This window comes from Serratia sp. CY74737, assembly GCF_052166775.1.
Taxonomy (GTDB): domain Bacteria; phylum Pseudomonadota; class Gammaproteobacteria; order Enterobacterales; family Enterobacteriaceae; genus Serratia; species Serratia ureilytica.
On sequence record NZ_JBJNOF010000015.1, the window covers coordinates 126,047 to 146,820 of the forward strand.

The window sequence follows — 20,774 nt, forward strand, 5'->3', positions numbered from 1 at the left end:
ACAATGATGGCAGGCGTTCGTATCGAAAAAGACTCCATGGGCCCCATCGAAGTACCGGCCGACAAGCTGTGGGGCGCACAGACCCAGCGCTCATTGGCGCATTTCCGCATTTCCTCCGAAAAGATGCCGACCGCGCTGATCCATGCGCTGGCGTTGACCAAGCGCGCCGCCGCGCAGGTGAACGTGGATCTGGGGCTGCTGCCGGCCGAGCGGGGTGCCGCCATCATCAACGCCGCCGACGAAGTGCTGGCGGGCAGCCATGCCGACCAGTTCCCGTTGTCAATCTGGCAAACCGGCTCCGGTACCCAGACCAACATGAACATGAACGAAGTGTTGGCCAATCGCGCCAGCGAGCTGCTGGGCGGCGTGCGCGGTGAAGAGCGCAAGGTGCATCCGAACGACGACGTCAATAAAAGTCAGAGCTCCAACGACGTGTTTCCCACCGCGATGCACGTGGCGGCTGTGATTGCGCTGCGCGAGCACCTGATCCCCGAGCTGAAAGTGCTGCACAAGACGCTGAGCGACAAGGCCGAAGCCTACCGCGACATCGTTAAAATCGGCCGCACCCACCTGCAGGACGCCACGCCGCTGACCCTGGGGCAGGAAATCTCCGGCTGGGCGGCGATGCTGGCGCACAATCTGAAACACATCGAAGACAGCATCCCGCACATCGCCGAGCTGGCGCTGGGCGGCACGGCGGTCGGCACCGGCCTGAACACCCATCCGGAGTACGCCGTACGCGTCGCTAAAGCGCTGGCGGAGTTGACCCATCAGCCGTTCGTCACCGCGCCGAACAAGTTCGAAGCGTTGGCGACCTGCGATGCGCTGGTGCAGGGGCACGGCGCGCTCAAAGGGCTGGCGGCTTCGCTGATGAAGATCGCCAACGACGTGCGCTGGCTGTCGTCCGGCCCGCGCTGCGGCATCGGCGAGATTTCTATCCCGGAGAACGAGCCGGGCAGCTCCATTATGCCGGGCAAGGTCAACCCGACCCAGTGCGAAGCGATGACCATGCTGTGCGCGCAGGTGCTGGGCAACGACGTGGCGGTGAATATCGGCGGCGCTTCCGGCAACTTCGAGCTGAACGTGTTCCGCCCGATGGTGATCCACAACTACCTGCAGTCGATCCGCCTGCTGGCCGACGGTATGCAGGGCTTCAACGAGCACTGCGCGGTGGGCATCGAACCGAACCGCGATCGCATTACCCAGTTGCTGAATGAATCGCTGATGCTGGTGACGGCGCTCAACACCCATATCGGTTATGACAAAGCGGCGGAAATCGCCAAGAAAGCGCACAAGGAAGGGCTGACGTTGAAAGCCGCGGCGCTGAAGCTCGGCTATCTGACCGAAGCGCAGTTCGATGAATGGGTGCGCCCGGAGGCGATGGTCGGCAGCATGCAGAAATAATTGATCTGTGAGGCAACCGGGGGCTTACTGAGGTAAGCCCCTTTTTTATGGAGAAATTAAGATGTCGCGCGCACAACGTTTACTCGATCTGATGCAGCTGTTGCGCAGCCACCGCTATCCGGTGGCGGGCCATGCGTTGGCGCAGACGCTGGGCATCAGCATGCGCACGCTTTACCGCGATATCGCCACGCTGCAGCAGCAGGGAGCGGAGATCGTCGGCGAAGCGGGGCTCGGCTATGTGCTGCGCCCCGGTTTTATGCTGCCGCCGCTGATGTTCTCGCAAGCGGAAATAGAAGCGCTGGTGCTGGGCATGCGCTGGGTCAGCCGCCGCGGCGACAGCCAGTTGGCGAGCGCCGCGGGCCAGGCGCTCGCCAAGATCGCCGACGTGCTGCCGACGGCGCTGCGGGAGGAGCTGGAGGCCAACACGCTGCTTATCGCACCGGCTCAGTCGCCGCCGGTGGCGGATGAGATGCGGGTGTTAATCCGTGACAGCATCCGCCGCGAGCGCAAGCTGCATATCGACTATCTCGACCTGGCGGGGCAGCGCAGCGAACGCCTGCTGTGGCCCTTTGCGCTGGGCTTTTTCGACCAGTTCCAGATGCTGGTTGCCTGGTGTGAGTTGCGTCAGGCCTTTCGTCATTTTCGCCTCGATCGCATTCAGGCCGCCACGCCGCTTGAACAGCGTTATCCGCATGGCCGGCGGCGACTATTGAAAGAGTGGCGGTTGAGCGAAGGCATTGCGGAACAATAACGACACGCTGCTGCCATAAACTGTCAGTCGCCTCCTTTAGTCTGTGCCTATCGGGAACCAACCGGTTCCCATCACCCAGAGGACAGACCGATGACCCTTCCCAGCATGACCCTGCTTTACGTCGATAACCCGCTCAACAGCGCCGCCTTTTATCAACGCCTGCTGGGGCAGGCGCCGGTAGAGCTTTCTCCCGGCTTTGCCCTGTTCGTGCTCAACAACGGCTTCAAGCTCGGGATGTGGGCCAAACAGGGGGTAAAACCCGCCGCCACGCTGACCGGCGGCGGCGGTGAACTGGGCTTTTTATGCCAGGATCCGCAAGAAGTGGAGGCGCGCTATAACCAGTGGCGCGAGCTCGGGCTGCCTATCGAGCAAACGCCAACCGAAATGGAATTCGGCTACACCTTTGTGGCGCGGGATCCGGACGGTCATCGCCTGCGGGTATATGCCCTCAGCGAGTAGTGCCGTCGGTATACAGGTGCAGGCGCGGCACCAGCAGCCGCAGCGGTCTGGCGTCGGGTTTGTAGCGATGCTTTACTGCGTCGGCGTCGTAGTTGAGCAGTTCGCCGATCTTCGGCACCGCAGCGCCGCTTTCAACCTGACACAGGGCGATCAGCGGCAGCGGGCAGGGATGTTGCACCTGTTTTTGCTGCTGCTGATACCACACGCGGGCGATCGGCTGCACTTTTACCGGCCGCTTGATTTTCAACGTCGCATGCTGCGGCAGGCGGCTGACATCGTCTATCTCGCGGCTGACCAGGGCGGCCCACTGTTCACGGCTGTGCGGCGGCACCGCGCGGCCGGCTTTCAGGCTTTTCTCCAGCTGCGCCAGGATGTCGTCCCGTTTGACGTTTTTGATGATGTGCTTGTTGGCCCAGCCGAAGCGCACCGAGTCGGGATTGGTCAGGGCGGTGAGGGTGCGGTAGGCGCTGAGGGTAATCAGCCCGTGCAAATGGGTGTGCACGAATTCGAAACGCTGCTCCGGCGCCAGGCCGGAATCGACGGTGATAATCTGCTCCAGTTCGCCCTTCAGGCGGTTGATCAGCGCCAGCTGCGCCTGCAGCGCCTGATACTCCGCTTGCTCCACCGCCAGACAGATGACGCCGGGCAGGCGCACGGCGGCCTTGCTGCTGACATTCTCACGGTTATGGTGGATGAAGAGCCGCTGATAGTGTTCCAGCGCCAGATCGCGCGCCGCTTGCCCCACATGCTGCTCGACCGCGATATGCGAAATAGCTTGATGTTCCTGGCCTTTTTCTACCTCCGGCAGGCTAAACACCCGCGCCGCCAGCAGCCGCAGCGGGGTTATCTGCTGCTGCAATGCGCCGAGGGCTTGCTCCAGTTCGGCAAAGCAGGCGTTCATCCGGCCAATCACATCGTATTTGCTCATCATATGCCCCTATTTTAGTTACAACATACTATAGGAGAGTAGCGGACTGGGGGCAACATCGGCAATGGGGCAATACTCGGCTTAACTGTCCGCCCGGCTTACCAGGAGGAAATAGGGCGGGCAGCAGGGGGAATTCTCTCGCTCGTCTGCTACGCATGCGGGCAAGTGTGATTGTCGAAAATAAACCTGCTCTTCTTATGGTTTGATTCATTGATGGATTTTTTCCTGTTCGTTTGTCTTCTGTTTAATCCATTTCCCGTTTGCCGTTGTCCAAACGCTGGAACAAACAGAATGGCAGGACGCTATGAGCCCTTGGGGTTATCTTTTCTTCTGTCATTAACGGGTGCTTTAACAGGAGGTTTACTGTGGATATTAAACAGAAAGTCAAAAACATGACGCTGGAAGAGAAGATCGGGCAAAAAATCATGCTGGATTTTCGCTACTGGGATCGGAACGGTAGCAGCAATCAGGATATGACCGTTCCCGATGAAGCCATTGGCAAGCTGATCACCGATAACCATGTGGGCGGGGTGATCCTGTTTGCCAATAATCTGAAAGATAAGCAGCAGATCAATACGTTAACGGCCTGGTATGCCGCGATGAAAACCCACGCCGGCATCCGCCTGTTCATTGGCACGGATAACGAGGGCGGTAACGTTTTCCGGCTGCCGCGCGGCGACTATGCCTCATTCCCCGGCAATATGGCGCTCGCCGCGGCGATTGAGGGCGGCGCCGATAAACAGCTCGCCGTTGAACAGGGCAAACTGATGGCCCAGGATATGCGCGCGTTGCATATCAATACCAACTTTGCACCGGTTGTGGACGTCAACACCAACCCGTTCAACCCGGTGATTAACGTTCGCGCCTTCAGCGATGATAAGAACGCCGTTTCCCGCCTGGCCGAGAAAATGGTGGCGGGGATGAAGCAGCAAGGGCTTATCACCGCTTACAAACACTTCCCTGGCCATGGCAGCACCTCCACCGACTCGCATACCGGTTTGCCGCGCGTCGATCGTACGCGGGAAGAGGCGTTTGCCATCGATATCGCGCCTTACAAACAGGCCATTGACCGCTGTGCGGCGCCGGACATGGTCATGACCGCGCATATTCAGTACCCCGCGCTGGATAACCGCCAGATCGACACCCGCAGCGGCGAAAAAATCACGGTGCCGGCCACCATGTCGCATGAAATTCAGACCCGCATCCTGCGCGATGAGCTGGGTTATGCCGGCGTAACGATTTCAGATGCGCTGGATATGGGGGCGATTGCCGAGCATTTCAGCCAGCAAGGGGCGGCTGAAAACGTCTTTGCCGCCGGGGTGGATATCGCCCTGATGCCTGTCAGCATCGCTTCGCCGGCCCAGGCTAAATTGCTACCGGACCTGATTCGTTACCTTGCGGACCGGGTGAAAACAGGGCATCTCAGCGAGGCCGATATCGATGCTTCGGTTGAGCGCATTTTGCGCCTCAAATTACGCCATCACCTGATGGGGCATCGCGAGGCCCCTTGTTCCAGCTGCGTTTCGTCCTCAGCGCATAAGCTGGAAAAACGCATCGCCGAGCGCTCCATTACCGTGGTCATTAACCGCCACAGCCTGCTGCCGTTGAAAGACAAGGCACTGCGCTATTTTATCCTGACCCCGTGGGGTGAGCAGGCCAAAGGCATCGCTAACGTGATGGCGCAGGAGGGCTACCAGAACGTCGTTGCCGCGAAGGAAACGGAACTGAGCGATGCCCAAATCAGGGCGCATATTGCCGATTGCGACGTGTTCCTGCTCGGCACGCTTTCGACTCGCTTTACGCCTGCCGAGCAGGATGGGGTCGTGACCTCCGCAACCGGGGCGGCTAATGATACCAGTCCTTATCCGGGCTGGTTGAAATACGCCGCCGAGCAGGGGAAAAAACGCGTTCACCTCTCATTGCGCGCGCCTTACGATATCGTGAACTATGCCGCAGACGTGGATGCAGCCGTCGCCACCTATTCTTACTACGGGTATGACAGCGGCGTATGGCGTGGCCCTTCGATGATCGCTTTGGCACAGGTGCTGACGGGGAAAATCACACCGCACGGAAAACTGCCGGTCAACACCTGGCATGACTACGATGAGGAAACCAATACGGGCAAGGTGGCGTTCCCTCGCGGGACGGGGCTGAGCTGGTAATGGGACAAGTACCGGCGTCGTCAGAAAGGGCGACGCCGGTCGCGGGATAGCGTTGATAAAGCGTGCGGTTTCTTGCTCTGCACGATACGACATGGGATAACCGTCACTCACGGAAGGAGAACATTTATGCCGACAGGCGCAACAAAATTAGGCGGATGGCTGTTGATGGCCGCCATGCTGGGCGTGAGCGGATGCGCCAAACCCCCTGAGCCGGAAAAGCCTCCGCAGCCTGCACCGCCGGTCACACCGATGCGGGGCATCTGGCTGGCCACCGTCATGGGGCTGGACTGGCCGCCGGCGGCCTCCCTGAAAGCGGAAACCGCGCCAGAGCGAATTCGCCTGCAGCAGCAGGCACTGACGGACGCACTGGACGACATGGTGAAAACCGGGATTAACACGGTGTATTTTCAGGTTAAACCGGACGGAACGGCCCTGTGGCGTTCTGACATCTTGCCCTGGTCGGAGGTATTGACCGGCACCGTGGGCCAGGATCCGGGTTACGATCCGCTGGCCTTTATGCTGAAAGAAGCGCACCGGCGCGGCATCAAAGTGCACGCCTGGCTGAATCCTTATCGGGTTTCCATGAATACCCGGCAGCAAACGATTGATGCCCTTAATCAAACGCTGCAGTCTCCGCCGGCCAGCGTCTATGCGCTGCATCCCGACTGGATACGTACGGCCAACGACCGCTTTGCGCTCGATCCTGGCTTACCCGACGTGCGCAACTGGATCACCGGCGTGGTGGCCGAAGTCGTCAAAAACTATGACGTCGACGGCATTCAATTTGACGATTATTTCTATTATGAGACGCCGCAATCGCCGCTGGATGATGAAAAGACGTATCGCGAATACGGCAAAGGGTTTGCAGACAAGGCCAGTTGGCGAAGAGACAACACGCTGCAATTGATAAAACAGGTTTCAGCCACCGTCAGGGCGCTAAAGCCCGCTGTCGCGTTTGGCGTCAGCCCGGCGGGCGTCTGGCGAAACAAAGCGGACGATCCCGCCGGCTCGGCGACTCAGGCCGGCGCGCCATCGTACGATGCGGCCTATGCCGATACGCGCCAGTGGGTCAAACTGAGGCTGCTCGACTACATCGCACCGCAGCTGTACTGGCCCTTCGATCGTGAAATAGTTCGCTACGACGTGCTGGCCAACTGGTGGGCCGAGGTGGTGAAAGACACGCCGGTTCGGCTTTATGCCGGGGTGGCGCTGTATAAAGTGGGCACGCCATCGGCGAGCGAACCGGCATGGACCGTCGACGGCGGCGTTCCTGAGCTGAAAAGGCAGTTGGATCTCAACGAGAGCTTGCCGGGGATGGGGGGAACCATCCTGTTCCGGCAACGTTATCTGACCGAGCCGCAAACGGATAAGGCCGTGGAGTACCTGCGTACCCGCTGGAAAACCGCTCAATAATCACCGGCATTGGCATAGCGAGCCGCGGTAATCCACCGCGGCTTTTTTATTCACAGGCGCGCCGCTTCCGGCAGGCGCTTCAGGTAATGCACCACCAGCAGCGCCAGCAACAGCATCAGGCTGATGAACGCCGCCACGCCATTCCAGCCGAAACTGTGCCAGAACACGCCGCCGAGGGTCCCGGCCACGCTCGAGCCGACGTAATAACAGAACAGATACAGCGACGACGCCTGGCCTTTGGCGCGGCGCGCACGGCGGCCGATCCAGCTGCTGGCCACCGAGTGGGCGGCGAAGAAACCGGCGGTGAACAGCATCATGCCGATAAAGATCGCCGGCACCTGCGGCAACGCGGTAATCAGAATCCCGATCAGCATAATCACGATCGACGCCAGCAGCACCGGGCCGCGCCCGAAGCGCGAGGTGAGCGCCCCGGCCTTGGGCGAGCTGTAGGAACCGGTGAGGTAGACCACCGACAGCAGGCCGACGATCGCCTGGCTCAGATGATAAGGATCCGCCAGCAGGCGATAACCGATGTAGTTGAACAGGGTGACGAAGCTGCCCATCAGCAGAAAGCCTTCCGCGAACAGCAGCGGCAGCCCCTTATCGTGCCAATGCAGTCTGAAGTTGATCAGCAGCGTGCGGGGGCGCAGCGAGCTGGCGCGAAAATGCCGCGAAGCGGGCAGAATGCGCCAGAACATGAAGGCGGCGGCGAGGGCGAACAGACCGATGACCCCGAGCGAGACGCGCCAGGAGAAGAAGTCGGTCAACACCCCGGTCACCAGGCGGCCGCTCATGCCGCCGATCGAATTGCCGCTGATGTACAACCCCATCGAGAAGGCGACGAAGCTGGGATGGATCTCTTCGCTGAGATAGGTCATGCCGACCGCCGCCACGCCGCTCAGCGACAGGCCGATCAACGCGCGCATCAGCAAAATGCCGTGCCAGCTGGTCATAAAGGCGCAAATCAGCGTGCAGACTGCCGCCAGCAACAGCGCCACCACCATCACCGACTTGCGGCCGATGGCGTCGGACAGCGGCCCGGTGAACATCAGGCCGATCGCCAGCAGGCCGGTAGAGACCGAGAGCGACAGGCTGCTTTCGGCCGGCGAGACGCCGAAATCTTGCGACAGCACCGGCAGGATCGGCTGCACGCAGTAAAGCAACGCGAAGGTCGCCAGCCCAGCGGAAAACAGCGCCAGCGTTACGCGCATAAACTGCGGCGTGCCGCGTTCGATATAGGGGAGTTTGTTGTTGAGGGTGGAGCGTTTTACTTTTGGCGCAGCGGCCGCGTCATCGTTGGCGGCCAGCGTCGACGGCATCACGGCCGCAGAACGCACAGGGGTTGTCACAGCGTTTCCTTACCGAACTTCGGGGAGATAAACAGACACTTTGCAGATAACAAAATGATAGGGAGCGGCGATTTTTTTGTCTAATATATTAATAATTACAATTAAGACTTTTTAAATATGAATATCGAGTTGAGACACCTGCGTTACTTTATCGCCGTGGCGGAAGAGCTGCATTTTGGCCGCGCCGCGGAGCGGCTGCGTATCTCCCAGCCGCCGCTCAGCCAGCAAATCCAGGCGTTGGAAGAGATGGTCGGCGCGCGGCTGCTGGCGCGCAACAACCGCAACGTCAGTTTGACCCAGGCCGGGGAGATGTTCCTCAAAGAAGCCTATCAGGTGCTCGATCAGGTCGGGCGAGCGGCGGAAAAGGCGGCGCGTCTGGATCGCGGCGAGCTGGGGGAAATGACCATCGGCTTTACCTCTTCCGCGCCCTTCATCGGCGTGGTGTCGCGCAGCCTGCGTGCTTTCCGTCAGCAGTCTCCGCAGGTGCACATCAAAATGCGCGAAATCAACACCAAACAGCAGATCGAACCGCTGCTGAACGGTGAGCTGGATCTGGGGGTGATGCGCAACACGCGGCTGCCGGAAGCGCTGCACTATCAGCTGCTGCTGCGTGAACCGCTGGTGGCGGTGGTGCCGGAGGGGCATCCGCTGGCGGAAACGCCCGGCGGCGCGCTGCGTTTTCAACACCTGGCGCAGGAGCCGTTCGTGTTCTTCTCGCGCGAAGTGGGCACGGCGCTGTATGACGAAATTCTGCTGCTGCTCGGCAAGGCCGGCATTACCCCGTATATCACTCAGGAAGTGGGGGAAGCGATGACCATCATCGGTTTGGTCTCCGCCGGATTGGGGGTCTCGATTCTGCCGGCATCTTTCGCCCGGGTGCGGGTGGACGGCGTGCGTTATTTGCCGCTGGCGGAGCCGGACGCCACGACCGAAGTGTGGCTGGTGCATCACCGCCGACGGCCGCTGACCGCCGCGGCGCAGGCGCTGATGGCGTTGATGCTGAAATGACGTTGAGATTGGGCAAATAAAAATCAATTCGCGCTGAAATTGCGAGGAATTTGTGCAGCAAATCACATAACGAATCAAATAGTTGACGCTGTATGACAAAAGCCCCACCATAACCCCTAGTCTTTATTTAGAAGCGCGAAAAATAGTAGGAGCCGGTTTGTGATTGCGGTTGGGCAGCCTGGGCATATTGATCAAATCAAACAGACCAATGCGGGGGCGGTTTATCGGCTAATCGATCAACTGGGCCCGATTTCGCGCATCGAACTGTCAAAACGCGCACAGCTGGCGCCCGCCAGCATCACCAAGATCGTGCGCGAACTGCTGGAAGCCCATCTGGTCAAGGAAACCGAGTACCAGGAAATCGGCAGCCGGGGCCGCCCGGCGGTGGGGCTGGTGCTGGACACCGAGGCCTGGCACTACCTGTCCGCCCGCATCAGCCGCGGGAGCATCACACTGGCGCTGCGCGATCTGAGCAGCAAACTGGTGGTGGAAGAGCTGCTGCCGCTGGCGGCCGAAGATCCCGAACCGCTGCTGAAACGCATCCTGACCGAAGTCGATCAATTCTTTATTCGCCACCAAAGCAAGCTGGAACGGTTGACGGCGATCGCCATTACGCTGCCGGGCATTATCGACGTGCAGTCGGGCGTGGTGCACCGCATGCCGTTTTACGACGTGCTGGAGATGCCGCTCGGCCCGGCGCTGGAAACCCGGACCGGTCTGCCCGTCTATTTGCAACACGACATCAGCGCCTGGACCATGGCCGAGGCGCTGTACGGCGCCTCGCGCGGCAGCCAGAACGTCATTCAGGTGGTGATCGACCACAACGTCGGCGCCGGGGTGATCACCGGCGGCCGTGTGCTGCACGCCGGCAGCCACAGCGTGGTGGAGATCGGCCACACCCAGGTCGATCCTTACGGCAAACGTTGCTACTGCGGCAACCATGGCTGTCTCGAGACCGTGGCCAGCATCGAGAACATGCTGGAGATCGCCCAGCAGCGGCTGAGCGGCTCGATGAGCTCCAGCCTGCACGGCGCGCCGCTGACCGTTGAATCGCTGTGCGACGCCGCGCTGGCGGGCGATCAACTGGCGCGGGACATCATCCTCGGCGTCGGCCACAGCGTGGGGCGCATTCTGGCTATCATGGTCAACCTGTTCAATCCGGAGAAGATCCTGGTGGGTTCGCCGCTCAACCGCGCGGCGGAGATCCTGCACCCGGCCATCGCCTCCTGCATTCGCCAGCAGGCGCTGCCGGCCTACAGCGAGCAGGTCAAGGTTGAATCCACGCAGTTCTTCAATCAGGGCACCATGCCCGGCGCGGCGCTGGTGAAAGAGGCGCTGTATAACGGTTCATTGCTGGTGCAGCTGCTGCAAGGCTAACATCAGAACTTCTTATTAATCCTGCAAAAGATTGAGCTACCTCAAGCCCCTACGTGGCGGCATCCCCTAGAATTTTTCCGCAAGACTTCTTCGCCGCCGGTGCGGCGATACATTGTTAACGGGGCATTCTGGGGCATTTTATTCATGTTGAAGCGTTTATTTGTGACAGGCACGGATACCGACGTCGGTAAAACCGTGGTTTCCCGCGGGTTGATGCAGGCGCTGGCCGCCGATGGCCGCTCGGTCGCGGGCTACAAGCCGATCGCCGCGCGCTGCCAGGAAACCAGCGAGGGCATCCGCAATAAAGACGCTTTGGTGTTGCAGGCATCTTCCACCTTGCCGCTGTGCTATGAGGAGATCAATCCCATCACCTGTCTGGATGAGGTGTTTCATGCGCATGCCACCGAGGACATCAACTACGGCCTGATGAGCAGCGGCCTGCGCGATCTGTCCGCCAAAGCCGATACGGTGGTGGTGGAGGGCAGCGGCGGCTGGCGCGTGCTGATGAACGATCTGCGGCCGTACGCCGAATGGGTGGTGCAGGAGCAACTGCCGGTGGTGTTGGTGGTGGGTATCAAGCTGGGCTGCGTCAGCCACGCGCTGCTGACCGCGCAGTCGATCATCAACGACGGCCTGCCGCTGCTGGGCTGGGTGGCCAACCGCATCAATCCGGGGTTGGCGCACTATGCCGAAACCATCACGGCGCTGCAGCAGCGCATTTCCGCGCCGCTGCTGGGTGAAATTCCGTATCTGCCGCGCGCGGAGCAGCGCGAACTGGCGCACTACCTCGATATTTCCACGTTGCTCTAGCCCATTCAGGCGCAGAACGTCACCAACAACCGGGCGGCGATCAGCAGGCCCAGCCCATACACCGTGTGGGTGAGCAGGCTGAGGAGCCGCGCTCTGCGCGGATTGGCGGTTTTCGCCGCCGCCACGCCAAAGCCCAGCGCGGGCTGCATCACCAGAAACGGCGCCGCCAGGCTCAGCCAGCCGCTCAACAGCGCGATGCGCGGTTCCGGTGCCGCATACCACTCGATGCCCGCCAAACCGAGCGGGATAAAGGCGAACGCCAAGCCGATGGCGTAGTGCAGTATCCAGCCGATTTTTCTCTCACCCTGGCGCGGCGGCTCCGTGACGATGGTGGCGTGAAACCAGCGGCCGTCGAACATGCCGAGAAACCAGCGGCCCACCAGCGCGTAATCGAGGGAAGGGATGCCGAAGCGCCGCTTCAGTAGCAACGCCCACAAATCCATGCAGAGGGTGGCGCCGGCGCCGGTTAACAGAATGCGCAATAACAAATCGGGGGTCATAGGGGTGTCCTTGGCTCGGTGACGTGATAAGGTGCGCACAGTGTGCAACTTAAAGTCGACTTCAAGTCAATGGCAAAAGAGCTGGATATCGGCGCGGTGGCGCGCCTGAGCGGAGTCGCGCCTTCTGCGCTGCGGCATTACGAGAAAAAGGGGCTGATCGCGTCGATAGGCCGCCACGGTTTGCGCCGTCAATACGCCGCCGGGGTGCTCGATCAACTGCGGTTGATCGCCCTCGCGCGCCTGGCCGGTTTTACGTTGGATGAGATGAGCGCCTTGTTTGACGAACGGGGCAAAATCGCGCTCGATCGCGTGTTGCTGGCGGCGCGGGCGGATGAGTTGGATCGCCATATCCAGCGCCTGATACAGGTGCGCGACGGGCTGCGGCACATGGTCGATTGCCCTGAACCCGAGCACCTGCAGTGCCCGCAGTTCAGGAAAATATTGCAGCAGGGTGAGTTCTAAGCCTCGCGTTTGGGCAGCGGCGCCGTGTGGTACACCGAGATCGGCCGCAGGCCGCGCGACACGGTGGTGGCGATCACGCAGGCGAGCAGAATGCCGGGCAGCAGCGCGTATTCGCCGGTCATTTCAAACACCATCAGCGCCGCCATGATCGGCGCATGGGTGGTGGCGGCCAGCAGGGTGGCCATGCCGGTCAGCGCCAGCAGCAGCGGCACCGCCGCATCCATGCCCGGCCACAGGCCGAACAGCTGACCGATTATCGATCCGAGCGCGGCGCCGACGAACAGCGTCGGGGTGAAGACCCCGCCGGGCGCGCCCGAGCCGCTGCTGGCGAGGATCGCCAACAGTTTACACACCAGGATCGCGCCCAGCAGCAACACCCCCGGCGGCGCGATCAGCAGCGCCTGCACCACGCTGTAGCCATTGCCCCACACCTGCGGAAACAGCAGCGAAAGCAGCCCGACGATCAGGCCACCCAACGCCAGCTGCAACGGCGGCTTCAGGCGCAGCGATCGGAAGGCACGGCCGGTGGCGGTCATCAACCACAAAAACAGCGGCCCGCCGGCGCCGGCCACCACGCCGACCAGCGCCATCAGCAGGTATTGCGTCGGCAAGGGGGCGGAGAGCGGCGTCACCAGGTAGAGCGGCGCCTGGCCGCCGTTGAGCAGATTGGTCATCAGCAGGGCGCTCACAGCGGCGATCACCACCGGGCCGAGCGAGGCCAGCATCAGGGTGCCGAACAGGATCTCGGCGATAAACAGGCTGCCCGCCAACGGCGCATGGTAGGCGCTGGCCATCCCGGCGGCGGCGGCGCAGGCCACCCACAGTTTCCATTCTTTCTCGTGCGTAAAGCGCTGGGCGAAGAGCGATCCCACCAGCGCCGCCAGCAGGATCATCGCGCCTTCGCGGCCGATGGCGCTGCCGCTCGACACCACCAGCAGCGACGCCAGACACTTCACCAGGCTGGCGCCGGTATCCAGCTTGCCGTTGCCGGTCTCAATCGCTTCCATATAGTCGGTGGGCGCCGCCGGGCGCTGGTGGCGGTAGCTCTGGTGAATGTACAGCAGTAGGCCCGCCGCCAGACCGCCCAGCGCGGGCGTCAGCGCGCGTCGCCAGCCGGGCAGCGCGGCGGCGGCGGCTACCAGGCTGCCGTCGGCATTGCCGAGCAGCAGCCACTCGAGGCCAATCATCGAACGGTGAAACAGCCACACCGCCAGGGCGGCGGCGACGCCGATAAACACGGCGATAAGCAGGCTGCGCAGCAGGGCGCGATAGTGGTGCAGGTGGACCAATCTTTTCATGCGTGGGCGGCGTCGTGAGAAAAATCAAAGGGTCATCAGCGCATTGTGCTTGGCGCTCCGGCCGATGACCAGTGAATCTTTAGCAAACTGCGGCATGGGCGGGGCGGCGAGCGCCCCGGCGTGGGTTATTGCGGCGTCAACACCCGGCGTGTGCGGCCGGAACTGAGGTAGTCGGCGATATAATCCTGCGAGATTTCGCCGCTGTAGCGGCCGTCTTCATCGACGATCGGCATCCAGGAAGTGTTGTGTTCGTACAGCTTCGACAGCACCACGCGCAGGTTCTCTTCCGCGCGGGCGGTGACGCGGAAACGGTGCAGGCTGTCGGCGCACACCCCCGGCGCGCCTCGCGCCTCACGGCGTTTGACGTAGCCCAGTGGCTTGCCGTCGGCGTCCACCACCGTCACCGAACGGGCGTCGATATCGTCCATCAGCCCGAACGCCTCCACCAGCGGCGTTTCCCGGCGCACCGTCACCGTCTCTTGTTGGCCTGCCACGTCGCCGGCCTGCACCAGCAGCAGGCGCTTCAGCGTGCGATCCTGGCCGACAAAGGAGGCGACGAACTCGTTCGCCGGCCGCGCCAGCAGCTCATCGGCGCTGGCGTTCTGCACGATTTTGCCTTGGCGGAACACCGCAATGCGATCGCCGAGCTTCAGCGCTTCGTCGATGTCGTGGCTGACCAGCATCACGGTCTTTTTCAGCTGGCGCTGCATGTCGAGAAACTCGTTCTGGATGGTTTCGCGATTGATCGGATCCACCGCGCCGAAGGGTTCATCCATCAGCAGCACCGGCGGATCGGCCGCCAGCGCGCGGATCACGCCGATGCGCTGTTGCTGCCCGCCCGACATCTCTTTCGGGTAGCGGTGCAAAAAGCGCTTGGGATCCAGCGCCACCATGCTCATCAGCTCCTCGGCGCGGGCGTGGCAGCGTTTTTTGTCCCAGCCCAGCATGCGCGGCACCACGGTGATGTTCTCCTCGATGGTCATGTTGGGGAACAGACCGATCTGTTGGATGACGTAGCCGATTTTACGGCGCAGGCTGACGGTATCCAGCGCGCTGGTGTCTTCGCCGTTGATCAGAATGGTGCCGCCGGTGGGTTCGATCAGGCGGTTGATCATCTTCAGCGTGGTGGTTTTGCCGCAGCCGGAAGGGCCGAGCAGCACGCAGATTTCGCCTTCCGGCACGTCCAGATTGATGTTGTCGACGGCGTTGAACGGCGTGCCGTTCTTTTGCATGAACTGTTTGGTCAGATTTTCCAATTTAATCATGAGCGGATCCCCTTGGGCGTTAGCGCAATTTGCAAGCGGTGCAATAACCAATCGAGGACGATCGCCAGCAGGCTGATCATCACGGCGCCGGTAATCAACTGGCGAATGTCACTGCTGCTGATGCCGTTGAGCAGCAGCAGGCCGAGGCCGCCGGCGCCGATCACCGCGGCGATCGCCATCACGCCGATATTCATCACCACGGCGGTGCGGATGCCGCCGAAAATCACCGGCAGCGCCACCGGGATCTCCACCCAGCGCAGCCGTTGCCAGAAGGTCATGCCGATGCCGCGGCCGGCTTCGCGCAGCCCGCCGGGCAGGTTGTCGAGCGCGGTGTGGGTATTGCGCACGATCGGCAGCAGCGAGTAGAGGAACACCGCGGTGATCGCCGGCACGTAGCCGATGCCGTGGCCAATCAATGAAAACAGCGGGATCATCAGCCCGAACAGGGCGATGGAGGGCACGGTCAGCACCAGCGTGGCCAGGCTCAGCACCGGCGTCGCCAGCCATTTGTGGCGGACGATCAGCACGCCAAGCGGCACGCCGATCAGGATCGCCAGACCCACGGCGACGCCGACCAGCAGCAGGTGTTCCAGCGTCAACCCGGCGATATAGGCCCAGTTTTGCCAGGCGTAGAGTAAGGTATTCATCATGCCTCCTTAAATCAGGCCGCGCTGCTTGAGAAACGCGTCGGCGACCTGTTGCGGCGTCTGATAGTCGATATCCACCTTAGCGTTCAGCTCGGTGATCACCTGGTTATTGAACTGTTTCGACAGCGTGTTCAGCGCCGCTTCCAGCCCCGGCGTGTTTTGCAATACGTCGGCGCGCACTACCGGCGTGACCGCGTAGCTCGGGAAATAGCCTTTGTCGTCTTCCAGCACCTGCAGATCGAACCCTTTCACCCGGCCATCGGTGGTGTACACCAGCCCGGCGTCGACGAAGCCGTCGCGGATGGCGTTGTAGACCAGTCCGGGGTCCATCTGGCGGATTTGCGGGCGATCGAGCGGCATGTCGTACAGCGCCTGCATCGGCTTCAGGCCATCCGAGCGGCCGGCAAACTCCAGATCCAACCCCAGCAGCCAGTTGTGTTTCGGGTCGGTTTTACGCACCTGTTCCACTTTGGCCACCAGCTGCGACATCGTGCGGATCTGCTCTTTTTCCGCGCGCCGGCGCTGCATGGCGAAGGCGTAGGTGTTGTTCATGTCCGCCGGCTGCAGCCACACCAGGCCGAGTTTGGCGTCGAGCTTTTTCACCGTGTCGTAGGTTTCCTGCGGCGTCATGCGCTTATTGATGTGGTTAAAGATGATCAGCGAGGTGCCGGTGTATTCCCAGGTCATGTCGATCTGCTTGTTGATCATGGCGTTGCGGGTGATCACCGTGGCCAGGTTGGTCTTGGGTTCGACCTGAAAACCTTTGGCCCGCAGGTATTGCACGGTGATCGCCGACAGAATGCGCTGTTCGGTAAAGTTCTTGCTCGCCAGCGTCAGCGGGGCGGCCCAGGCGGCCGCGCCGGTCATCAGCAAGGAGAACAGCAGCGCGTGGCGGAGGCGTTGTAACCATCGAGTCATCGCGTTTCTCCCATCAGGATGCGGTGTGCGGGCTGAGCCGGCGGCCGAGACCGGCCAGCGCCAGATCGAGCAGCAGGGCGATCAGCGCGGTGGCGGCGGCGCCGAGGATCAGCGTCGGGAAGTCGTTCAGGTAGATGCCGGGGAAAATCAGCTCGCCGTAGCTGCTGGCGCCGATTAAAAACGCCAGCGGCGCGGTGCCGACGTTAATCGCCATCGCGATGCGTATCCCGGCGAAGATCACCGGCAGCGCGTTAGGGAGTTCGACCTGGCGCAGCCGCTGCCCGGCGGTCATGCCAATACCGTTGGCGGCCTCGACCAGCGCCGGCGGCACCGAACGCAGGCCGGCATAGGTATTGCGCACGATGGGCAGCAGCGAGGCGAGGAACAGCGCCACCACCGCCGGCCGATCGCCGATGCCGATGATCACCATCGCCAGCGCCAGCACCGCCAGCGGCGGCAGGGTGTTGCCGACGTTGAAGATTTGCATCACGTGTTCCGCCCAGCGGCCGGCGAAAGGGCGGCTCAGCAAGATACCGCTGGGAATGCCGACCAGCAGCGACAGCAGCATGGAGCAGGCCACCAGGAACATGTGTTGCTGGCCGAGGTAGATCAAATCTTCCCGGCGCGACTTGAGGGTGTCCCAACCGATGCCGTAAACCAGCAGTGCGATGACGGCGATAAACAACAGGCTCCCGAGGAGCAGGCGCCGGTATGGCGCTGACTTGTGCATGATGTTGCGTCCTCCGTTGCGCGGAGCGGCCGACGAGACGGCGCATTCCGCTCTGATTGTTACCCACGGCCCGGCGGGCGTGGCGGTACAAAACGGGTGTTTCGCATGAGGTTAGCGACATTGAGCGAAGGGTGCGTTCGGCACAGCGTGCTGAACGTAGGCTCAATACGTGAGTTAATCAGCATAAGATACTGATATTTAAACCCGAGAAAGCACGAAGCCCAACGACTCCGGCTAGGGAAGGTATAGCACCCTGTCGTTGACCGTACCAAGTTTTATGAACAAAATCAGGTGATTGAGTTTGCGCCGATCGGCGTCTCAGCCCGCGTCAGCGCTGGGATGGGGGGAAAGTGAAAAAAATCCGCCGCATAACGTTACGCCGTAACAACAAGTCCAAATGGTGCGATCCGCCGTCGGCGAAGACGGGATGTGAGGGCGGATAGACTCGGCGCAGGCGCTTGCTGATATACTCAGGGAAAACAAAAACGCCAGGAAACCTGCATAACGCCATGACAAATAACGTTTCACCCGCACCCATCGCTCACCGCCCGCTGATTCTGATCGCCTGCATGCTGGCGATGTTCATGTCGGCGATCGAAGCCACCATCGTCGCCACCGCCATGCCGACCATCATCGGCGATCTCGGCGGTTTCTCGCTGCTGGGCTGGGTGTTCGCGGTCTATTTGCTGTCGCAGGCGATCACCATTCCCATCTACGGGCGGCTGGCGGATCTCTACGGCCGCAAGCGGGTGTTCTTCTTCGGCGCCACGCTGTTCCTGTTGGGATCGGTACTGTGCGGTTTCGCCCCCGACATGTATTGGCTGATCGGCTTTCGTCTGCTGCAGGGGCTGGGCGCCGGCGCCATCATGCCGATCGCCTCTACCATCATCGGCGATATCTACAGCGCCACCGAACGGCCGAAGGTGATGGGCTACCTGTCGAGCGTGTGGGGCGTGTCGGCGATCATCGGCCCGCTGTTGGGGGCGTTTATCGTGCAGCATTTGCCGTGGGCGTTGGTGTTCTGGGTCAACCTGCCGATCGGCCTGTTGGCGATGTTCTTCCTCTGGCGCTATCTGCCGGCGCATCAGCCATTGCGCCAGCACGCGCTGGATCTGGCCGGCACCGCCTGGCTGACGCTGTTCGTTTCGGCGCTGCTGCTGGCGCTGTTGCAGATGGAAAGCCTGGGCTGGTGGGTGGTGCCGCTGTTTGCGCTGGCGGCAGCGGCGCTGGCGCTGCTTGTCCGCCAGGAGCGGCGCGCGGTCGAACCGCTGTTCCCGTTGGCGCTGTGGCAAAGCCGGGTGATCGTCGCCGGTAACATCGGCGGGCTGGTGATCGGCGCGGCGATGATGGGCATCAGCGCCTTTCTGCCGACCTTCATTCAGGGCGTGATGGGGGGCTCGCCGCTGGAGGCGGGCACCACGCTGGCGCTGATGTCGATCGGGTGGCCGCTGGCCAGCACGCTGAGCGGCCGCTTGATGCTGATGACCTCGTACCGCGCCACGGCGCTGCTGGGCGCGCTGTTGTTGGTGGCGGGCGGCCTGATCTTGCTGCTGCTGCAGCCGGAGGGCGGCTTGCTGTGGGGCCGGGTGGCGGCGTTTATGGTCGGCGCCGGCATGGGGCTGTGCAATACCACGTTTCTGGTTTCGGTGCAGAACGCGGCCCATTACAGCATTCGCGGCATCGCCACCGCCTGTACGGTGTTTACCCGCATGGTGGGCTCGGCCATCGGCACCGCGATTTTGGGCGCGACGCTGAATCTCAACCTGCAGTGGCGGTTGCCGGAGATTGACGATCCGGTGCAGCGGCTGATGGAACCGGCAGTGCGCCAGAGCATGGGGAGCGAGGCGTTGGCGCAGCTGACCCAGCAAGTGGCGGCTTCGCTGCATTGGGTGTTTCTGGTTTCGGCGCTGGTGTCGTTGCTGGCGCTGGCGGCGGCGATGCTGATCCCGTCGCGTTGTCGGCCGCAGGGCGAAGAGGAAGAGGCGGAACAGGCGTAAGGAAGATAAGGAGCGGGCGCTGCTGCAGAGCGCCCTGGTAGCCGGTGCGGCTTACTGCGTGTTGGAGGTATCCTGGCTGGTGCCGGTCTGCGCCGCATCACCGCGATCGTCGCCGTTGTTCAGGCGGGTATAGACGATCTTCTGGGTGTCGTTTTCGCAGTGGCCGACCACCTGGCCGCCCGCTTGATCGGCCTGATCGTTGGGCACGATCTCCAGTTTGAAGCCGGACTCCGGTACGCCGTTATTGACGATTTTTTGCGAAATGTCCGCTTTCACGCTTTCGCAGGAGGCCAGGGCCGCTATCGGCGCGCCGGCCAGCAACACAGCGGTTAATATCAGCGTTTTTTTCATCACGTCATCCTTTTAGACAATGGACTTCCTGTAACAGGATAGCAGCAACGGCGGCCGGGTTTCACGCTTGCCCGCCCGCCGCAGGCGGATTAAGGATTAATCCGACGCCCGGTCTGGCGATCCAGACATTTACGGGTGTCCGGCTCCCAGTAGGCGTTGACGTTGTTGCTGTCGTTGCAGCGATCTTCGTCATCCGCCGCGCGATCGATCTTGTCGAATTCTTTCTCGACGCGGGTGTTAACCTTGTGGCGCAGGGATTTGGTATCATTCCACTGCTCTTTGCTCTGGCGCGCTTCTTCGGTGCTCATCGCGCCGCTGCCTTTGCCATCGACGGTGACGCAGGTGCTGCCCTGAGTGCAGGTGGCGGCCAGCGCCGGCGCCTGCCAGGCGCCCATTACGGCCAGCATGGCGACCGGCAGCATCCCGCGCAGCAGTCGTTGGGTCGAAAATGTTTTCATCGTTTCATCCTTATGAGTGAGTGCGCCTGATGAAGGCGGCACTGGCGTTACCTCGCCCGCAGGCGTGGTGACAAATATACCACCGCGCTCCTGGAATTCACCAGCCAAGCGCCGATTCGTTTACTTTATCGAGAGAAAACTGCGACCGATGTTAAAAACTACGCTGTTGTTTTTCGCCACCGCCCTCGCTGAAATTATCGGCTGTTTCTTGCCTTACCTGTGGCTCAAGAAGCAGGGCAGCGCCTGGCTGCTGCTACCGGCGGCCTTGAGCCTGATGCTGTTCGTCTGGCTGTTGACGCTGCATCCTGCGGCCAGCGGGCGGGTCTACGCGGCCTATGGCGGCGTGTATGTGGCGACGGCGCTGCTGTGGCTGCGAGTGGTGGACGGCGTGAAGCTGTCTGCGCTGGATTGGGTCGGCGCCGGGGTGGCGCTGGCGGGCATGCTGATTATCGTTTCCGGCTGGCGCGCGGCCTGAGGAAACACGGCG

Annotated in this window: 21 protein-coding genes; 11 read left to right on the top strand and 10 right to left on the bottom strand. The window is 61.8% G+C overall.

Annotated features, from left to right (window positions below):
* Positions 1–6 precede the first annotated feature (6 nt).
* The 3 genes from fumC to ACJ8PE_RS20365 all read left to right on the top strand — a co-directional run bounded on the left by fumC (position 7) and on the right by ACJ8PE_RS20365 (position 2,614).
* Complete coding sequence (gene fumC, locus ACJ8PE_RS20355; protein WP_042784421.1) at positions 7–1,404, top strand: class II fumarate hydratase; 1,398 nt, start codon at positions 7–9, stop codon at positions 1,402–1,404.
* 61 nt (positions 1,405–1,465) lie between these two features.
* On the top strand, positions 1,466–2,155 hold the full coding sequence (locus ACJ8PE_RS20360; RefSeq protein ID WP_042784422.1) for a helix-turn-helix transcriptional regulator: 690 nt from the start codon (positions 1,466–1,468) through the stop codon (positions 2,153–2,155).
* A 90-nt stretch (positions 2,156–2,245) separates the two neighbouring features.
* On the top strand, positions 2,246–2,614 hold the full coding sequence (locus tag ACJ8PE_RS20365) for a VOC family protein (protein ID WP_028128189.1): 369 nt from the start codon (positions 2,246–2,248) through the stop codon (positions 2,612–2,614).
* Here the strand turns inward: ACJ8PE_RS20365 and tus are convergent.
* Positions 2,604–3,542 carry a DNA replication terminus site-binding protein gene (tus, locus tag ACJ8PE_RS20370; RefSeq protein ID WP_042784423.1) on the bottom strand — a complete coding sequence of 313 codons (939 nt, stop codon included), beginning with the start codon at positions 3,540–3,542 and terminating at the stop codon, positions 2,604–2,606. The genes ACJ8PE_RS20365 and tus overlap by 11 nt on opposite strands.
* Before the next feature lie 365 nt (positions 3,543–3,907).
* Between tus and ACJ8PE_RS20375 the strand changes: the two genes are divergently transcribed.
* Together ACJ8PE_RS20375 and ACJ8PE_RS20380 are read left to right on the top strand one after the other, a co-directional pair.
* The gene (locus tag ACJ8PE_RS20375; protein ID WP_197792892.1) at positions 3,908–5,704 is read left to right on the top strand and encodes a glycoside hydrolase family 3 protein; all 1,797 of its coding nucleotides are present in this window, start codon (positions 3,908–3,910) and stop codon (positions 5,702–5,704) included.
* Positions 5,705–5,830: 126 nt separating this feature from the next.
* Positions 5,831–7,117 (top strand): glycoside hydrolase family 10 protein, encoded by a 1,287-nt coding sequence (locus ACJ8PE_RS20380; RefSeq protein ID WP_197760588.1) that lies wholly within the window; start codon positions 5,831–5,833, stop codon positions 7,115–7,117.
* A 50-nt stretch (positions 7,118–7,167) separates the two neighbouring features.
* Here the strand turns inward: ACJ8PE_RS20380 and ACJ8PE_RS20385 are convergent, their stop codons facing one another.
* Positions 7,168–8,436, bottom strand: coding sequence for an MFS transporter (locus tag ACJ8PE_RS20385; RefSeq protein WP_197760606.1), 1,269 nt, complete (start codon positions 8,434–8,436; stop codon positions 7,168–7,170).
* A gap of 147 nt (positions 8,437–8,583) precedes the next feature.
* Between ACJ8PE_RS20385 and ACJ8PE_RS20390 the strand changes: the two genes are divergently transcribed.
* The 3 genes from ACJ8PE_RS20390 to bioD all read left to right on the top strand — a co-directional run bounded on the left by ACJ8PE_RS20390 (position 8,584) and on the right by bioD (position 11,661).
* Positions 8,584–9,474 (top strand): LysR family transcriptional regulator, encoded by an 891-nt coding sequence (locus ACJ8PE_RS20390; protein ID WP_047727629.1) that lies wholly within the window; start codon positions 8,584–8,586, stop codon positions 9,472–9,474.
* Positions 9,475–9,633: 159 nt separating this feature from the next.
* On the top strand, positions 9,634–10,851 hold the full coding sequence (gene mlc / locus ACJ8PE_RS20395) for a sugar metabolism global transcriptional regulator Mlc (RefSeq protein ID WP_197760586.1): 1,218 nt from the start codon (positions 9,634–9,636) through the stop codon (positions 10,849–10,851).
* Between the two features lie 144 nt (positions 10,852–10,995).
* Positions 10,996–11,661: a dethiobiotin synthase gene (gene bioD / locus ACJ8PE_RS20400; RefSeq protein ID WP_033642979.1), complete on the top strand. Its 666-nt coding sequence runs from the start codon at positions 10,996–10,998 to the stop codon at positions 11,659–11,661.
* A 5-nt stretch (positions 11,662–11,666) separates the two neighbouring features.
* On the opposite strand, the gene ACJ8PE_RS20405 is transcribed toward bioD, so the two are convergent.
* Entirely contained in the window at positions 11,667–12,161 is a 495-nt protein-coding gene (locus tag ACJ8PE_RS20405; protein ID WP_197792891.1) for a DUF2938 domain-containing protein, read from the bottom strand.
* A gap of 69 nt (positions 12,162–12,230) precedes the next feature.
* Between ACJ8PE_RS20405 and ACJ8PE_RS20410 the strand changes: the two genes are divergently transcribed.
* Positions 12,231–12,623, top strand: coding sequence for a helix-turn-helix domain-containing protein (locus ACJ8PE_RS20410; RefSeq protein ID WP_033642982.1), 393 nt, complete (start codon positions 12,231–12,233; stop codon positions 12,621–12,623).
* On the opposite strand, the gene clcB is transcribed toward ACJ8PE_RS20410, so the two are convergent.
* The 5 genes from clcB to ACJ8PE_RS20435 all read right to left on the bottom strand — a co-directional run bounded on the left by clcB (position 12,620) and on the right by ACJ8PE_RS20435 (position 17,481).
* On the bottom strand, positions 12,620–13,921 hold the full coding sequence (clcB, locus tag ACJ8PE_RS20415) for a voltage-gated ClC-type chloride channel ClcB (RefSeq protein WP_197760584.1): 1,302 nt from the start codon (positions 13,919–13,921) through the stop codon (positions 12,620–12,622). The genes ACJ8PE_RS20410 and clcB overlap by 4 nt on opposite strands.
* Positions 13,922–14,046: 125 nt before the next feature.
* On the bottom strand, positions 14,047–15,186 hold the full coding sequence (osmV, locus tag ACJ8PE_RS20420; RefSeq protein ID WP_033642984.1) for an osmoprotectant ABC transporter ATP-binding protein OsmV: 1,140 nt from the start codon (positions 15,184–15,186) through the stop codon (positions 14,047–14,049).
* Positions 15,183–15,833, bottom strand: a complete 651-nt coding sequence (gene osmW, locus ACJ8PE_RS20425; RefSeq protein WP_015377782.1) for an osmoprotectant ABC transporter permease OsmW — start codon at positions 15,831–15,833, stop codon at positions 15,183–15,185. Before osmW ends, osmV begins: the two co-directional genes overlap by 4 nt.
* A 9-nt stretch (positions 15,834–15,842) precedes the next feature.
* The gene (locus ACJ8PE_RS20430; RefSeq protein WP_223524993.1) at positions 15,843–16,700 is read right to left on the bottom strand and encodes a glycine betaine ABC transporter substrate-binding protein; all 858 of its coding nucleotides are present in this window, start codon (positions 16,698–16,700) and stop codon (positions 15,843–15,845) included.
* 64 nt (positions 16,701–16,764) lie between these two features.
* On the bottom strand, positions 16,765–17,481 hold the full coding sequence (locus ACJ8PE_RS20435) for an ABC transporter permease (protein ID WP_197792889.1): 717 nt from the start codon (positions 17,479–17,481) through the stop codon (positions 16,765–16,767).
* A gap of 509 nt (positions 17,482–17,990) precedes the next feature.
* On the opposite strand from ACJ8PE_RS20435, the gene ACJ8PE_RS20440 reads away from it, so the two are divergent.
* Entirely contained in the window at positions 17,991–19,478 is a 1,488-nt protein-coding gene (locus ACJ8PE_RS20440; protein WP_197751949.1) for an MDR family MFS transporter, read from the top strand.
* Positions 19,479–19,529: 51 nt separating this feature from the next.
* Here the strand turns inward: ACJ8PE_RS20440 and ACJ8PE_RS20445 are convergent, their stop codons facing one another.
* Together ACJ8PE_RS20445 and ACJ8PE_RS20450 are read right to left on the bottom strand one after the other, a co-directional pair.
* On the bottom strand, positions 19,530–19,829 hold the full coding sequence (locus tag ACJ8PE_RS20445) for a DUF1161 domain-containing protein (protein WP_033642988.1): 300 nt from the start codon (positions 19,827–19,829) through the stop codon (positions 19,530–19,532).
* Positions 19,830–19,918: 89 nt separating this feature from the next.
* Positions 19,919–20,287, bottom strand: coding sequence for a DUF1283 family protein (locus ACJ8PE_RS20450; protein ID WP_033633135.1), 369 nt, complete (start codon positions 20,285–20,287; stop codon positions 19,919–19,921).
* Between the two features lie 148 nt (positions 20,288–20,435).
* Here ACJ8PE_RS20450 and ACJ8PE_RS20455 point away from each other — a divergent pair, with 148 nt between their 5' ends.
* A complete protein-coding gene (locus tag ACJ8PE_RS20455; RefSeq protein ID WP_004938563.1) occupies positions 20,436–20,762 on the top strand; it encodes a YnfA family protein in 327 nt (108 codons plus the stop codon).
* Positions 20,763–20,774: the final 12 nt, after the last annotated feature.

What these genes read in the sequence shown, in the direction of transcription:
- fumC (WP_042784421.1), top strand. Translation starts at nt 7, where the DNA reads ATGGCAGGCGTTCGTATCGAAAAAGACTCCATGGGCCCCATCGAAGTA.
- ACJ8PE_RS20360 (WP_042784422.1), top strand. Translation starts at nt 1,466, where the DNA reads ATGTCGCGCGCACAACGTTTACTCGATCTGATGCAGCTGTTGCGCAGC.
- ACJ8PE_RS20365 (WP_028128189.1), top strand. Translation starts at nt 2,246, where the DNA reads ATGACCCTTCCCAGCATGACCCTGCTTTACGTCGATAACCCGCTCAAC.
- tus (WP_042784423.1), bottom strand. Translation starts at nt 3,542, where the DNA reads ATGAGCAAATACGATGTGATTGGCCGGATGAACGCCTGCTTTGCCGAA.
- ACJ8PE_RS20380 (WP_197760588.1), top strand. Translation starts at nt 5,831, where the DNA reads ATGCCGACAGGCGCAACAAAATTAGGCGGATGGCTGTTGATGGCCGCC.
- ACJ8PE_RS20385 (WP_197760606.1), bottom strand. Translation starts at nt 8,436, where the DNA reads ATGCCGTCGACGCTGGCCGCCAACGATGACGCGGCCGCTGCGCCAAAA.
- ACJ8PE_RS20390 (WP_047727629.1), top strand. Translation starts at nt 8,584, where the DNA reads ATGAATATCGAGTTGAGACACCTGCGTTACTTTATCGCCGTGGCGGAA.
- bioD (WP_033642979.1), top strand. Translation starts at nt 10,996, where the DNA reads ATGTTGAAGCGTTTATTTGTGACAGGCACGGATACCGACGTCGGTAAA.
- ACJ8PE_RS20405 (WP_197792891.1), bottom strand. Translation starts at nt 12,161, where the DNA reads ATGACCCCCGATTTGTTATTGCGCATTCTGTTAACCGGCGCCGGCGCC.
- ACJ8PE_RS20410 (WP_033642982.1), top strand. Translation starts at nt 12,231, where the DNA reads ATGGCAAAAGAGCTGGATATCGGCGCGGTGGCGCGCCTGAGCGGAGTC.
- clcB (WP_197760584.1), bottom strand. Translation starts at nt 13,921, where the DNA reads ATGAAAAGATTGGTCCACCTGCACCACTATCGCGCCCTGCTGCGCAGC.
- osmV (WP_033642984.1), bottom strand. Translation starts at nt 15,186, where the DNA reads ATGATTAAATTGGAAAATCTGACCAAACAGTTCATGCAAAAGAACGGC.
- osmW (WP_015377782.1), bottom strand. Translation starts at nt 15,833, where the DNA reads ATGAATACCTTACTCTACGCCTGGCAAAACTGGGCCTATATCGCCGGG.
- ACJ8PE_RS20430 (WP_223524993.1), bottom strand. Translation starts at nt 16,700, where the DNA reads ATGACCGGCGCGGCCGCCTGGGCCGCCCCGCTGACGCTGGCGAGCAAG.
- ACJ8PE_RS20435 (WP_197792889.1), bottom strand. Translation starts at nt 17,481, where the DNA reads ATGCACAAGTCAGCGCCATACCGGCGCCTGCTCCTCGGGAGCCTGTTG.
- ACJ8PE_RS20440 (WP_197751949.1), top strand. Translation starts at nt 17,991, where the DNA reads ATGACAAATAACGTTTCACCCGCACCCATCGCTCACCGCCCGCTGATT.
- ACJ8PE_RS20445 (WP_033642988.1), bottom strand. Translation starts at nt 19,829, where the DNA reads ATGAAAAAAACGCTGATATTAACCGCTGTGTTGCTGGCCGGCGCGCCG.
- ACJ8PE_RS20450 (WP_033633135.1), bottom strand. Translation starts at nt 20,287, where the DNA reads ATGAAAACATTTTCGACCCAACGACTGCTGCGCGGGATGCTGCCGGTC.
- ACJ8PE_RS20455 (WP_004938563.1), top strand. Translation starts at nt 20,436, where the DNA reads ATGTTAAAAACTACGCTGTTGTTTTTCGCCACCGCCCTCGCTGAAATT.